This window comes from Flavobacterium sp., assembly GCF_044373165.1.
In the GTDB taxonomy this organism is placed as follows: Bacteria; Bacteroidota; Bacteroidia; order Flavobacteriales; family Flavobacteriaceae; genus Flavobacterium.
Genome location: NZ_JBILQL010000056.1, coordinates 1 through 15190, shown reverse-complemented (window position 1 = coordinate 15190; position 15190 = coordinate 1). Strand labels below are relative to the sequence as shown.

The following is a 15190-nucleotide window of genomic DNA, read 5'->3' as shown; positions in this document are numbered from 1 at the left end:
ATGCACCGGTAAACACAATTACCTACAACAAAACGGCAATTGAAGAGCGTACCGGCAATGTTTACGAGGCAATTACAATAATGGCTAAAAGAGCAAACCAAATCAATTCTGAAATAAAAAAAGAGTTGACTGAAAAGTTAGAAGAGTTTGCTACCTACAACGATAGTTTAGAAGAAATCTTCGAAAATAAAGAACAAATCGAAGTGTCTAAATTTTACGAAAAGTTGCCTAAACCTCATGCCTTAGCTGTTCAAGAATGGCTGGATGACAAAATTTATTACAGAGATACTACAAAAGACTAATTGCAATGTCTGTTTTAAGCGGTAAAAAAATATTACTCGGTGTTTCAGGAGGAATTGCTGCTTACAAAACGGCGACATTAGTCAGATTATTTATAAAAGCCGGTGCCGATGTCCAAGTGGTCATGACACCGGCTTCTAAGGATTTTGTAACACCTTTAACTTTATCCACATTGTCCAAAAATCCCGTTCATTCTACTTTTTATAAGGAAGAAGACGAGAATGGCCTGTGGAACAATCACGTTGAACTTGGCCTTTGGGCCGATTTGATGCTTATTGCTCCGGCCACCGCCAACACTTTATCCAAAATGGTTAACGGTAATTGTGACAATCTTTTGATTGCGACCTATTTATCTGCCAAATGTCCGGTTTATTTTGCACCGGCAATGGATTTAGACATGTACAAGCATCCTTCAACTCTTGCCGGTTTTCAAACCTTAAAGCAATTCGGCAATACCATTATTCCTGCGGAAAGTGGGGAATTGGCCAGTGGATTATCCGGGGAAGGCCGAATGGCAGAGCCAGAAAATATAATAGCTTTTATTGAAAAAGACTTAGAAAATCAATTGCCTTTAAAAGGAAAAAATATACTAATCACGGCGGGACCAACTTATGAAGCCATCGATCCGGTTCGTTTTATAGGCAATCATTCTACAGGAAAAATGGGTTTTGATATTGCGGAAAGTGCCGCAAAATCAGGAGCAAATGTCATTTTGGTTTCCGGTCCAACGGCTTTAGAGGTTAAGAATAGCAATATTAAATTAGTGAGAGTAACTTCGGCATCCCAAATGTTTGAGGCTTGTCATCAGTTTTACAAAGAGGTTGATGTAGCCATTTGCGCAGCTGCCGTGGCCGATTACAAACCTAAGTATACAGCCAACCAAAAAATCAAAAAGAGTGATAACTCATTCACTATTGAACTCGAAAAGACCAAAGATATTTTGGCTTCACTAGGAGAAATTAAGCAAAATCAATTTTTAATCGGTTTTGCTTTGGAAACAGAAAATGAAATTGAAAATGCTAAGTTGAAAATTCAGAAAAAAAACTTAGATTTGATTGTTTTAAATTCGCTACAAGATCAAGGTGCCGGATTTGCCACTGCTACCAATAAAGTTACTATTATTGATAGTCAATTTGTGGTTGAACCAATGCCATTGAAATCAAAAGAAGCTGTTGCGGATGATATTATCAATAAAGTAATTTTGCATTATGAAAAAAATAGCTAGTTTTCTTTTTTTGTTTTTTATAGGATTGAGTCAGGCACAACAATTAAACTGTACTGTTCAAGTCAATTCCGATAAAGTAACTACTGCCAATACCCAAATTTTTAAAAATTTAGAAATTTCCATCAGCGAATTTGTCAATAAAACCGATTGGACAGGAGAAGAGTACAAGCAACACGAAAAAATAAACTGTTCTATGGTTATCACCCTTAACAGTTATGATTCCAATCAGTTCACCGGAACTTTACAAATTGAATCTACAAGACCCATTTTCAATTCTACTTATTCCTCTCCGGTATTCAATTATAATGACAAAGACTTCAGTTTTCGTTATATAGAATTTGAAAATTTAATTTTTAATCCGGCCAGTTTCGATTCTAACTTAGTTTCAGTTTTAGCCTTTTACAGCTATATGATATTAGGTTTTGATGCTGATACTTATTCATTAAATGGAGGCAGATCTTGGTTTGACACGGCACAACAGGTTTTATCGGTAGCGCAACAAAGTGGTTACAAAGGTTGGACTCAAGCCGATGGCAACCAAAACCGTTTTTTTTTAATCAGCGACTTACTTTCGGGAACCTTTGATGCTTTCAGGGAATCAATGTACCATTACCATAGAAACGGATTAGACAACATGACTAAAGACACCAAAGCATCTAAGGAAAAGATTATAGAGTCAATCTCTACACTCAGTGCGATTTATAATGTTCGTCCCAATGCTTTTTTAACTCGCGTATTTTTTGACGCTAAAGTCGATGAAATTGTATCGATACTATCCGGCGGTCCTAAAGTTTCTATTTCAGAAACCGTTGATCTTTTGAATAAAATTTCTCCTCTTAACTCAGGGAAATGGACAACTATTAAGTTGTAATTTACTGTTTACTGCTTTAAACCTTACCACATTTTGCTAACATGATTACGTCGCTGTCGATTGAAAATTTTGCTTTGATTGAAAAATTAAACATTGATTTTTCTAAAGGTTTTTCAATTATAACAGGCGAAACCGGAGCCGGAAAGTCAATTCTTTTGGGCGCTTTAGGATTGGTGTTAGGCAAAAGAGCTGATTTATCTTCTTTAAAAAACAAAGAAGAAAAGTGTATTGTAGAAGCTAATTTCAATATTGGTAAATATGATTTAAAATCATTTTTTGAGGGTAATGAAATGGATTATGAAGAGGAAACCATCATTAGAAGAGAGATTTTACCTTCCGGAAAATCCAGGGCTTTTGTAAACGATAGTCCGGTTAATTTACAACAGTTACAAGATTTGAGTCTGTTTTTGATTGATGTTCATTCCCAACACCAAACTTTGGAATTGTCGGAGGAAGATTATCAATTTAAAATTATTGATGCCATCGCGGCCAATCAAGCAATCTTATTGGCTTATTCAACCCAATTGAAACAATACCGAACGGCTAAAACCGATTTAGAATCGAAACAAAACAGTTTGTCAGCCATATTAAAAGAGAAAGATTACAATGAATATCTTTTCAATGAATTGCAAGCAGCCAATTTGAAAGTCGGTGAATTAGAAGAGTTGGAAAAAAGTTATGAAGCTTTAAACAATGTTGAGTTTATAAAAGACAATCTTTCGATGCTATTGTCTTTAGCCAATGAGGAACAATTTGGGTTGTTGAAGAATGCAAAAGAATTCAAATCGATACTGCAAAAAAACAGCGGTTTTTCAGCGGAATACCAAGCTTTGTTCGAAAGAGCCAATTCGGTTTTTATTGAGTTGGATGATATAGTAGCCGAATTGTCTAAAGAATCCGAATCAGTGATGAGCGATCCTGAAAAGTTAGAATCTATCAATCAAAAGCTACAGCTGATTTACACTTTACAAAAGAAACATCAAGTACTAACGGTTGATGAGCTGATAGCAATCCAAAGCGAGTTGGAATCTAAAGTAGTTTCTGTCTCCAATTTAGAAGCAGAAATCGTGGCTTTGCAAAATGCAATTCAGGTATACGAGAAAGAATTGGAGTCGATTGCCGTTCGAATCACAAACAGTAGGAGTGAAGCTATTCCTGACTTAACAGCACAATTGGTTCAAATTTTATCCCAATTAGGCATGCCGAATGTGAGATTTAAAATAGAGATTACTCCTTCCGCAACATATCGAAATAACGGAAAAGACGATTTAGCATTTTTATTTTCCGCCAACAAAGGAACCGATTTCGGATACTTGAAGAAAGTGGCTTCGGGTGGAGAAATGTCGAGGATAATGCTCGCTGTAAAGTCGGTTTTATCACAATATTCAAAATTGCCAACTATTATTTTTGATGAAATCGACACCGGTGTTTCGGGGGAAATCGCCAATAAAATGGGAGAAATTATGCAAAAAATGAGTCAAACCATGCAAGTTTTTGCCATCACGCATTTACCCCAAATTGCGGCCAAAGGGATATCTCATTACAAGGTTTATAAAACAGTCTCCGGCGAAAGTACTGTCTCTGAATTAAAATTGTTAACTAACGAAGAACGAATTTATGAAATAGCAGAAATGCTTTCCGGAAAAGAGATTAGCGATTCGGCATTGAATCATGCCAAAGCATTGCTGAACTAACCGTTTTAATTTATTATTTTTGTACCACTTTTAATCTAGATAATACAACTTAATTTCAATCCAATATGATTATAGAACCAAGAATGCGCGGCTTTATTTGTTTGACAGCTCACCCTGAAGGATGTGCGCAAAGCATTAAAAATCAAATTCATTACGTAAAATCAAAAGGTGCCATTGAAGGTGCCAAAAAAGTTTTGGTAATCGGAGCTTCAACAGGATTCGGATTGGCTTCGAGAATAACCAGTGCATTTGGTTCAGGTGCTGCCACTATTGGTGTTTTTTTTGAAAAAGAACCGGCCGAAGGGAAAACCGCTACTCCGGGATGGTATAATACTGCTGCTTTTGAACAAGAGGCAACCCAAGCCGGTTTGTATGCTAAAAGTATCAATGGCGATGCTTTTTCAAACGAAATAAAGCAAAAAACAATTGATTTAATCAAAACCGATTTGGGTCAGGTTGACATGGTAATTTACAGTTTGGCTTCACCGGTTCGTATGCATCCTATAACCGGCATTTTGCACCGTTCTGTTTTAAAACCCATCGGAAATACTTTTACCAATAAAACCGTTGATTTTCATACCGGTAATGTGACTCAAGTTTCTATCGAGCCTGCTAATCAGGATGATATCGACAATACCGTTGTGGTAATGGGAGGCGAAGATTGGGCTATGTGGATGGATGTATTGCAAAAAGCGGGTGTATTAGCTGATGGTGTTTCCACTATCGCATACTCATACATAGGGCCTGAAGTGACCGAAGCCGTCTACAGAAAAGGTACCATAGGAAGAGCCAAAGACCATTTAGAAGCCACTGCATTTGAAATTACAGACAGTTTAAAATCAGTAAACGGAAAAGCTTATGTTTCAGTTAATAAAGCATTGGTTACCCAAGCAAGTTCAGCCATACCGGTAATTCCGTTGTACATTTCTTTACTGTATAAGATAATGAAAGCCGAAGGGGTACATGAAGGTTGTATAGAACAAATCCAACGTTTATTTTCAGAAAGATTATATACAGGATCAGAAGTACCAACCGATGATAAAGGCAGAATCAGAATAGATGATTGGGAAATGAGAGAAGATATTCAGGAAAGAGTAAAAACTTTGTGGGCAACTGCCAGTACAGAAAATCTTCCTGAGATTGGCGATTTAGCCGGATACAAACAAGATTTTCTGAACTTATTTGGATTTGGTTTTGAAGGGGTTGATTATAATTTGGAATCAAATGAGATGACACTAATCCCAAGTATAACTAACGATTAAATTTTTTTTTTTCTTATTTAACTTATTTAATCCCACAAAAAATTTGTGGGATTTTTTATTTTATTTATCTTTATATTCAATTAACTTTTAATCTTTAACAAATGAAAAAAATTACTTTAATGTATTTTTGTTTGCTTGGAAGTTTACTGACATCCTATGCTCAGTTTACAGAAAATTTCGACGCAGGCACTACTTTACCGGCCGGTTGGAGCATTATCAACGGTGGTGACACAGGTACTTGGACTTTCGGTACACCCGGTTCCGGTACAGCCAACAGTGGTACTAATGTGGCCAGAATACTTTATGATGCTAATATAGCACATGATGATTATTTGGTTACACCACAATTTACAGTGACTTTAGGTGTTTCTGAACAATTGAGCTTATGGGCAAGACACAGATCAAACACTTTTCCCGAACCATTTGATATCCTTTTATCAACGACTGGAAATGCAGCAACAGATTTTACAACCACCATTGCTGCAGCGGTAACCCCAAATAATACATGGCAAAAATTCACGTATGCGTTGACCGCTTATGCAGGTCAAACAGTATATATTGCCTTCAGAACAACCACTTTAGATGAGTGGGAGTTGTATTTGGATGATATTTCTGTTGGTGCAATTCCAAACCCACCGGATTATGTTAACTTGCAGTTTCCTTCATCAGCCACTATTGTTCAAGGTGGTTCTGTTACCGTATATGGTCGTATCTACGAAGCCGGTTTAACCGATACTACAACCGGACAAGCTCCAGGCATTCAGGCTTGGGTTGGTTATAATAATGCTAACACAAACCCTAATACATGGACTACTTGGGTTCCGGCCACTTTTAATGTAGAAGCCGGTAATGATGATGAATATCAAGCTACGATTGGTGCTAATTTAATACCCGGAACGTACTATTATGCTACCAGATTTACTTTAAATGGTGGTAATTTCTTTTACGGTGGTATTGATTCAAGTAATAATGGTAACTTTTGGAATGGAACCACACACAATAGTGGTATCTTAACGGTAACTCCTCCACCGCCTCCGGCTAACGATGAGTGTTCCGCTGCAGTAGCCTTAACAGTAAACCCTGATTTTAATTGTGGTACCGTTACAGCAGGTACAGTTTTAGGAGCTACAGCTTCATCTACAGACGCTACAGCTTGTTTTGGTACTGAAGATGATGATGTTTGGTACTCTTTTGTTGCTACCGCAACATCACACAGAATAAGTTTGTTAAATATTGCCGGTTCAACACTAGATATGTATCATTCCTTATGGACTGGTGCTGATTGTGGTTCTTTAACTTTAGTACCGGGTTCATGTTCAGATAATGATACCAGTAACCCAACAGGTTTAACTATTGGTCAAACCTATTATGTTCGTGTTTACACTTGGACTGCTAATGTGGCTCAAACTTCAACTTTTAATATTTGTATCGGAACACCTCCGCCACCACCTTCAAATGATAATTTTGCTACTCCAATTGCTGTTTCTTGTGGGAATGTTTATACAGGTAATACATCGGCACCGGTTACATTAGATGAGAATGATGCTCCTGATGGTTTTGGTGCCGACTTGGACGCTCCGAATTTATGGTACTCATTCACCGGTTCCGGTTCTCCACAAACCGTTACAATTGATTTATGTGGATCAAGTTATGATACTTCTGTCTTAGTTTATACCGGTACTTCTGGAAACTTAACTTTAGTAGCCGCTAATGATGATGATGCAACTTGTAATGCAACAAATGATTCAACACGTTCAAGATTAAGTTTTACTTCTAATGGGAATACTACCTATTACATAACTGTTGAAGGTTGGAATGTGGGAAGTGTTGGTGCTTTCACCATGAATGTTACTTGTGCAGCTGTTAATCCGCCTGCAGTAAACAACCAAGATTGTGCAACGGCTTTAAATGTTAATGTTAATGGTACTGACACAGCTTCTGATAATTCATTTGGCACAGTTAATCCTACACAACCAACTTGTGATCAGTTCGGTGCTATTCAAGATGTTTGGTTCTCCTTTGTTGCGCCGACTTCAGGTTCAGTTACAGCTTTATTAACCCCGGGAACAATGACTTCATTAAATTATGTAGTTTATTCTGGTGCCTGTGGAGCTTTAGTTCAAGTTGGGACTTGTAATGCTAACTTAACAGTTGCCGATACTGAATCTTATCCTAATTTAACTCCGGGCGACACTTATTTTATTCAAGTATGGAGTAATGCTGCTGAGCAAGGTACTTTCACCTTGAGATTAAGTGATGATGGTCTTGGTAATGATTCATTCGATAGTTCTAACTTTACTTATTATCCAAACCCTGTTAAGAATGTATTAAACCTTTCTTACAATCAAAACATCGCTGCTGTTGATGTATTTAACTTGATCGGACAAAAAGTTAGCAACAATGAAATTAATGCTACCGTTGGACAAGTTGACATGACCGAATTACCTAGCGGTGTTTATTTGGTTAAAGTAACTACAGCCAACAACCAATCTAAAACTATCAGAGTTATCAAAGAATAGTTTACTTTCAATAGTATTTAATCAAAGACCACCTAAATTTTAGGTGGTCTTTCTTTTTGATAAAACCTTATCTTTGTTAAAAATTATCAGATGTTTTTTTCAATCATTATACCGGTTTACAATCGTCCGGATGAAATCAAAGAGTTGCTTGAAAGTCTCTTAGTTTCAAGTTATAAAAAGCCTTATGAAATTGTAGTCATTGAAGATGGTTCCTCAATTCCTTGTCAAGATATTATTGAATCGTTTAGCAAAAAATTAAATGTTTCCTACTATTTTAAAGACAATAGCGGTCCGGGTGATTCTAGAAATTTTGGAATGAAAAAAGCCAAAGGAGATTATTTCTTGATTTTCGATTCAGATTGTATCATTCCAAAAGAATACTTAACCGAGGTCGAAAAAGAACTTGAATCAGAATTTGTAGATTGCTTCGGCGGGCCGGATGCCGCTTTAAGTTCATTTTCTAAAATTCAAAAAGCCATCAATTTTGCTATGACTTCCTTTTTAACAACCGGAGGAATAAGAGGAGGCTCTGAAAAAATTGGGAAATTTCAACCCAGAAGTTTCAATATGGGTATTTCTAAAACAGCTTTCGAGGCTTCTAAGGGTTTCGGAAATATCCACCCTGGCGAAGATCCGGACTTATCAATCAGGCTATGGAAAATGGGATATAATACCCGATTATTTCCCAAAGCTTATGTGTATCACAAACGCCGAATCGACTGGAATAAATTCTCTTTACAAGTTGCTAAATTTGGTAAAGCCAGACCTATACTGGACAGTTGGTATCCCGAATATCGAAAACTGACTTTTTTCTTCCCAACCTTATTTATACTTGGCTTATTTGTTTCGGTGTTATTGCTTTTAATTGGACTGACATTGCCAATTCTTTGCTATGGCTTTTATTATTTATTATTGTTTATATCGGCTGCACTTCAATATAAAAGTATCGAAATCGGAGCTTTAGCCTTGATAGCAGTTACCAAACAGTTTTGGGGATATGGCCTTGGCTTTTTAGAATCATACATTAAGGTCAAACTATTAAAACAAAAGCCTCAAGTAGCATTTCCGGAACTTTTCTTCAAAGTAAAATCATGACAAAAATAATTGGATTGACCGGCGGTATTGGCAGTGGAAAAACTTTGGTAGCAAATTATATCAAGTCGAAAGGTATTCCTGTATACATAGCTGATGAAAATGCCAAAAAAATAATGAACTTACCTTCAGTTGTTGAAGCTATTAAGAATACTTTCGGCCATGAAGTAATAGAGGATAAAGTGGTCAACCGCCAAAAACTCTCCGAATTGGTTTTCCAATCTCCCGAAAAATTAAAAAAACTAAATGCTATTATCCATCCAATAGTTAAACAAGATTTTGACAATTGGGTAAAGCAACACCACAATTACCCATTTGTTGTAAAAGAAGCTGCCATTTTATTCGAAAGTGGCAGCCATCATTTTTGTGACCTGATCATAACTGTTACCGCACCTTTAGCCATTCGTATACAAAGGGTTATTGATCGCGATCATACAACAGAAGAGCAGGTTTTGGCTCGGATTAAAAACCAATGGGATGACGAAAAAAAAATTGCCCTCAGCCACTTTGTTATCCAAAATATAACCATCGAAGACACTAAAAATCAAGTAGATGATATTCTTAAAACATTGAAAAATAATCAAAATTAAGATAAGTTGTTAATGTTTGGTTAATGTATTTATTGTCTAAATGTTAAAATGCTAAATTTGTTTGATGAATAAGTTGTTTTTTCGAATCCTTGTAGTTTTAATGAGCCTGTCATTGATAGGTATAATTTTAGTACAAGTTTATTGGTTCGATAAATCGTTTGAAAATAATGAAGAACAATTTAAGTTTCATGTAAAACAGGTTTTGGGTAATGTTGCCAATAAGCTTCAAAAATACGAAGCTTACACTTTCTACGAAAAATACAATCACGTTAAAGACAGTATTGGTAAAGCACCTGAGAAAAGCGACTTTTTAGAGTTTGGTTATTTTCAAAGAGACTCAAGAACCAATGAAACAGTTGTTTATTCAAATAGTATTGTTGCCGAGGATTACGGAATTGCACCATCGTTCTTTGAAAAAAAACTCGATAGTTTAAGAGGAATCAAAAATTTTTCTGCTAATAGAAAAACGGAAGTTTATACCGACGATGTTGATGAATCATCTATCAAACAAAGTATGTCACCTGATGTGAAAATTGAAAAATCCGGTTCGTTGGATTTGTTGAATAATGCTCAGTTTGAAATGTTTTTTAAAGATATTGCCGCCATGCGACCCATTCAAGAAAGAATTTCAAATGAGTTATTGCAAAAAATGCTGGCCGATGAACTCAAAGAATACGGTGTAAAAACACCTTTTGAATACAATGTTTACAGCAATGGTCTAGCTACCAAAGTAAAGTCGGAAAATTTTAGATACGATAAAGCTTCTACTTATTCTATACCCATCTTTATTGATAACGACGGCAATAACAAGTACCAATTGCTCATTACATTTCCGCAGAAGAAAAAATTTTTGTTCTCAGAGCTAATTGGCATTTGTATACTATCTATCATCTTTACACTTATCATCATCATTGCTTATTCGAGTGCTTTGAGTCAGCTAATCAAACAACGTCAGATTTCTGAAATCAAAACCGATTTCATAAATAATATGACTCACGAATTCAAAACGCCAATTGCCACTATCAACTTGGCTTTAGATGCTATTAAGAATCCCAAAGTGATAGAAGATAAAGAAAAAGTGCACCGTTATTTGCAAATGATACGCGATGAAAATAAACGAATGCACGCTCAAGTTGAAAATGTATTGCGCATTTCAAAACTCGAGAAAAAAGAACTCGACATCAGTAAAGATTCTAATGATATACATGGAATTATTGAAGATGCTATAGAACACGTACATTTAATTATTGAAGATCGAGAAGGTAAAATAACAACCCATTTCGAGGCAACAAGAACAACTGTATTGCTTAACGATGTACACTTTACCAATGTTATCGTAAACATATTAGACAATGCCATCAAGTATTCGCCTTTAGCGCCTATAATCGATGTCTATACCGAAAACGTAAAAGAGTTTGTTATCATTAAAATAAAAGACCAAGGCGCCGGAATGTCAAAAGTGGCTCAAAAAAGAATTTTCGAAAAATTCTACCGAGAACACACCGGTGACTTGCACAATGTAAAAGGCCATGGCTTAGGTTTGGCTTATGTAAAAAGAATATTAGACGACCACAATTGTCAAATATTTGTAGAAAGCGAAAAAGGAAAAGGAAGCACATTTGTAATTAAAGTCCCACTCATAAATTAAAAAAAACTATGGAAACAAATAAAAAAATACTTTTAGTAGAAGATGACCAAAATTTCGGTATCGTATTAAGAGAATATCTTACCCTAAACGATTTCGATGTGACCTTGGCCAAAAATGGGATGGAAGGCTTCGAAAAATTCAAAAAAGACAATTACGATTTGTGCATCTTAGATGTGATGATGCCATACAAAGACGGCTATACCTTAGCCAAAGAAATCAGAGAAAAAAACAAAGACGTGCCTTTAATTTTCTTAACGGCAAAATCCATGAAAGAAGATGTAATGAAAGGCTACAAAGTTGGTGCCGATGATTATTTGAATAAACCCTTTGACTCCGACGTTTTATTAATGAAAATCAAAGCCATCATCCAAAGAAAAGCTTCTGAAACCAAAAATGCGCCGGCTAAATTTGAATTCCAAATCGGAAAATTTTTGCTCAACTCTAAATTGCGTTTCTTAAAATTTGAAGACCAAGAGCCTATCAAATTATCGCCAAAAGAATCAGATTTATTGAAAATGATGGCGGTTTACGAAAATGATTTGATGCCGCGCGAATTGGCCTTAACCAAAATTTGGAGAGAAGACAACTACTTCACCTCAAGAAGTATGGATGTTTACATCGCCAAGTTGCGTAAGTACTTAAAAGACGACCCTAATGTCGAAATCCTTAACATCCACGGAGAAGGTTTCCGTTTGGTGGTGAAGAAATAAATAGAATCCCTGTCTAATGACGGGGATTTTTTTTTTAAGAGCTGTTTACTTCGTCAGTTCGCTTTTTAGGAGCTCGTGTCCGGCTTTCCATTCTATCTTTTTTCCAATAGTCTTGGTGTCCCAAGGCTATTGGAAAAAAGGATGCCATTCCAATCCGGGCTAGGGCAAAGTCTTACCTACGAAGCAATTGCATAGCAAAACAAGTCTTATCCTCACGGGCAACAGCAAAAGTAACAGTATCTTCTATAGTCTTTTGTTGGATGGTTACCATATCATTTAACGAAACTTCTTTTAGATAATTCATCTCAATACTAACTATCTTTTGGTTTTGAATAAGGGCTGCGTCAACAGTGTCCAAACACCATTCTAAATACTTCACACTATTGGCATGATTCACTATATCCAAATCGGAAAGCTTTACACTATGGGAACCAACCGTTTGCATTTCGTGCTGGAAATCAATTTTACCGAATGTTTGTTTGGTAGCTCTGTCAGGAAATTTTTCAAAATGCTCATGTGGCAAAGCCAAATTTTCAGGACGGCGCGTTTTTGTGTTGAAAACCGCCCAAAATGTTTCGCAACCTATAATTTTTTCCTCACCAACATACATTTCCAAACAACGAATGGAACGCGAATTTTCTAATGAATTAATCCAAGTTTTTACGGTTACTGTATCTTTCCATCGAGGTAAACGACTAATCTCCACCCGCATTCGGCTCAACACCCAAGCCTGATGGTGTACTTGCATATCGCTAAAACTAATGCCGCCCAATTCGGCATGTGATGCGGCAGTCAATTGCAGCATGTTACACAAATCAGTATATTTTAAATAACCGTTCGGATAACATTGCAAAAAATTGATTTCCCAATCTTTGGATAGTTTTGAAGTGAAATTTGGAGCAATAGGCATATAAATAATTATGGATTACGAATTACGAATTGGTTTTCTATTTGCTCAATAATTGAGGTATAGTCAGTTTTATAATCAAACCAAGTGGTATTCTCTGTTCTTTTGAACCAAGTGATTTGACGTTTAGCAAAGCGGCGTGTGTTCATTTTAATGTTCTCAACGGCTTGGTCTAAAGTAACTATACCGTCAATATAGTCGAAGAGTTCTCGGTAACCCACAGTTTGTAAAGCATTCAATTGTTTGTTCGGATATAATTGTTCCGCTTCTGCTAATAATCCTTCTTGTATCATCAAATCAACCCGCTGATTGATTCGGTCGTACATCACTTCTCGCTCGGCGTCCAAACCAATAATAATAGGAGTGAAGTTCCGATTGTTTTTCTTTTGACCGATGAAACCCGAATAAGGTTTTCCGGTACCTAAACACACTTCAACAAAGCGCTTCATCCGTTGTGGATTTTGTAAAGTTTGCGGATTTTCAACCGTTAATTTTTGAAAATAATCGGGGTCTAATTCTTTTAACTTTTGCTGCAAATAAGCTATGCCATGTATTTCAAAATCAGCGTTTATTTCAATTCGAATGGTCTCGTCAATATCCGGAAAATCATCGAAACCTTTTATGACTGCATCCACATACAAACCCGAACCGCCAACCATGATTTGAATCTTGTTTTTTTGGAACAATTCGGCTAGTTTGGCTATGGCTTCTGCTTCAAAATCACCTACAGAGTAAGTTTCAAAAATGGATTTATTTTGGATAAAATGATGTGTTGCTTTTTTTTGTTCTTCGGTTGTGGGAACGGCTGTACCAATGCGCATTTCTTTAAAAAACTGTCGGCTGTCACACGAAAGAATGTCGCAACCAAAATGCCGAGCCAAAGCAATGCTCAGAGCAGTTTTCCCTATAGCGGTTGGTCCTATGATGGTAATTAAGTAGTTCAATACACTATATTTTTTTAGCCCCGATTATCTCACAAAGATACTATTTGTTATTGGCGTTCGATGAATGCTTCGCATTTGGAGCAAGCTACCGTGTAGCGCGGATAGCGGGATTAGCTTCTAATTAAAATTTTACAATCCGTATTACCTTGTGTCGGCGCAAATAACCTTGAATTATGGTTCTGGTATCGCGATTGTTTTGCATCGGAATAATCAGGTTTTTCAGGATTTCTATGTTGGTCACTTGGTAATTCAAATCGAAAAAACAATAGCCTTTGTAAACACCATTTTCAATTAAAACCGCACTGCGTTCGTTGACATTTCTGCCTCGATCAATGATGACCATATTGTTGTTTTCGAATTTCATTTCATGGATGAATTCTTCCACACGCTCATTGTATTCTTCCGGCGGTTCTTGGTTCAAACAAGCGCCTTTGCACTCTTTAATTTTGAGTTGAAAACAACCGTTTTTGGTTTCGTACAAACCGTTTATTTTTTGACACAATTGGTACTCGGCGGTAATTTTGTGCAAAATATTTTTGCCTTCCTGTAAGGTGGTAAAAGCGGTGATCTCTTTTTTGCGTCCATCGGCTTTTTGAACTTTTAGCGCCAAATAACCATTAACATCTTTTTCGGCATACAACGCATATTGGAATATGGTTTTGCGTTGCGCACGGTTGTAAATGGGTTTGTTGATTTTGATTTCTTCACTTTCTTTTAGCAATCCAATTAATTCACTGCCGGTTTCTTCATAAGTTACTGCAAATACATCGCGCTGGATTTTTTTGCTTTTGCCCGAAGTTCCGGTAAAATGTTGGTTGATGCGTTTTTTGATGTTCTTGCTTTTGCCAATGTATATCAGGTCGCCTTTTTCGTTGTGGATATAGTAAATCCCGGTTCGGGTTGGCATACTTTCCACGATATCCAGCAATTTGGGTGATAGCCCTTTTTTGATTTCGGCTTTGATTAAACTAATCAGGATTTCTTTTTCTACGTCTTTGTCCAAAATCATTTTGAACAATTTTACGGTAGCCAAGGCATCTCCGCTCGCGCGATGTCTGTCGGTCACCGGAATCCCGAGTGAGCGAACCAATTTGCCCAAACTATAAGAAGCTTGTCCCGGAATCAGTTTTTGTGACAACTCGACTGTACAAAGGGTTGGTCGGATAAAATCGTAACCCAATCGACTGAATTCTGTCCGCAAAATACGGTAATCGAAAGAAGCGTTGTGGGCAACCACTATACAATTCTCCGTAATTTCGATTATGCGTTTGGCAATTTCATAAAACTTTGGTGCCGAGCGCAACATGGCATTGTTAATTCCGGTTAACTTTACCACAAAAGGTTGAATAGGTTTCTCGGGGTTGACCAAACTGATAAACTGATCTACCACTTCATGACCATCAAATTGGTAGATGGCGATTTCAGTGA

At 36.7% G+C, this 15190-nt stretch carries 13 protein-coding genes; 10 read left to right on the top strand and 3 right to left on the bottom strand.

Translation table 11 applies throughout. The features are described 5' to 3' along the window. The 10 genes from ACIQ32_RS08325 to ACIQ32_RS08280 all read left to right on the top strand — a co-directional run. A partial coding sequence (locus ACIQ32_RS08325; RefSeq protein WP_396195227.1) for a DNA-directed RNA polymerase subunit omega occupies positions 1–302 on the top strand: 302 nt, incomplete at its 5' end. 5 nt (positions 303–307) lie between these two features. Continuing rightward, positions 308–1525 (top strand): bifunctional phosphopantothenoylcysteine decarboxylase/phosphopantothenate--cysteine ligase CoaBC, encoded by a 1218-nt coding sequence (gene coaBC / locus ACIQ32_RS08320; protein ID WP_396195226.1) that lies wholly within the window; start codon positions 308–310, stop codon positions 1523–1525. Beyond that, positions 1509–2396, top strand: coding sequence for a DUF4835 family protein (locus tag ACIQ32_RS08315; protein WP_396195225.1), 888 nt, complete (start codon positions 1509–1511; stop codon positions 2394–2396). The genes coaBC and ACIQ32_RS08315 overlap by 17 nt, the downstream gene beginning before the upstream one ends. Positions 2397–2437: 41 nt before the next feature. After that, positions 2438–4090, top strand: a complete 1653-nt coding sequence (gene recN / locus ACIQ32_RS08310; protein WP_396195224.1) for a DNA repair protein RecN — start codon at positions 2438–2440, stop codon at positions 4088–4090. Between the two features lie 65 nt (positions 4091–4155). Next, positions 4156–5352 carry an enoyl-ACP reductase FabV gene (gene fabV, locus ACIQ32_RS08305; RefSeq protein WP_396195223.1) on the top strand — a complete coding sequence of 399 codons (1197 nt, stop codon included), beginning with the start codon at positions 4156–4158 and terminating at the stop codon, positions 5350–5352. Positions 5353–5453: 101 nt separating this feature from the next. Next, complete coding sequence (locus ACIQ32_RS08300) at positions 5454–7871, top strand: choice-of-anchor J domain-containing protein (RefSeq protein WP_396195222.1); 2418 nt, start codon at positions 5454–5456, stop codon at positions 7869–7871. A gap of 90 nt (positions 7872–7961) precedes the next feature. After that, positions 7962–8966, top strand: coding sequence for a glycosyltransferase (locus ACIQ32_RS08295; protein WP_396195221.1), 1005 nt, complete (start codon positions 7962–7964; stop codon positions 8964–8966). Continuing rightward, the gene (coaE, locus tag ACIQ32_RS08290; RefSeq protein ID WP_396195220.1) at positions 8963–9553 is read left to right on the top strand and encodes a dephospho-CoA kinase; all 591 of its coding nucleotides are present in this window, start codon (positions 8963–8965) and stop codon (positions 9551–9553) included. The genes ACIQ32_RS08295 and coaE overlap by 4 nt, the downstream gene beginning before the upstream one ends. 64 nt (positions 9554–9617) lie before the next feature. Continuing rightward, a complete protein-coding gene (locus ACIQ32_RS08285) occupies positions 9618–11201 on the top strand; it encodes a sensor histidine kinase (RefSeq protein WP_396195219.1) in 1584 nt (527 codons plus the stop codon). A gap of 8 nt (positions 11202–11209) precedes the next feature. Continuing rightward, on the top strand, positions 11210–11911 hold the full coding sequence (locus ACIQ32_RS08280; protein ID WP_396195218.1) for a response regulator transcription factor: 702 nt from the start codon (positions 11210–11212) through the stop codon (positions 11909–11911). Between the two features lie 172 nt (positions 11912–12083). On the opposite strand, the gene ACIQ32_RS08275 is transcribed toward ACIQ32_RS08280, so the two are convergent. The 3 genes from ACIQ32_RS08275 to ACIQ32_RS08265 all read right to left on the bottom strand — a co-directional run. Further along, complete coding sequence (locus tag ACIQ32_RS08275) at positions 12084–12821, bottom strand: acyl-[acyl-carrier-protein] thioesterase (RefSeq protein WP_396195217.1); 738 nt, start codon at positions 12819–12821, stop codon at positions 12084–12086. 8 nt (positions 12822–12829) lie between these two features. Next, positions 12830–13762, bottom strand: coding sequence for a tRNA (adenosine(37)-N6)-dimethylallyltransferase MiaA (gene miaA, locus ACIQ32_RS08270; protein WP_396195216.1), 933 nt, complete (start codon positions 13760–13762; stop codon positions 12830–12832). Positions 13763–13883: 121 nt separating this feature from the next. Further along, positions 13884–15190, bottom strand: a 1307-nt coding sequence (locus ACIQ32_RS08265) for an exonuclease domain-containing protein (protein ID WP_396195215.1), incomplete at its 5' end; no start/stop codon positions are given.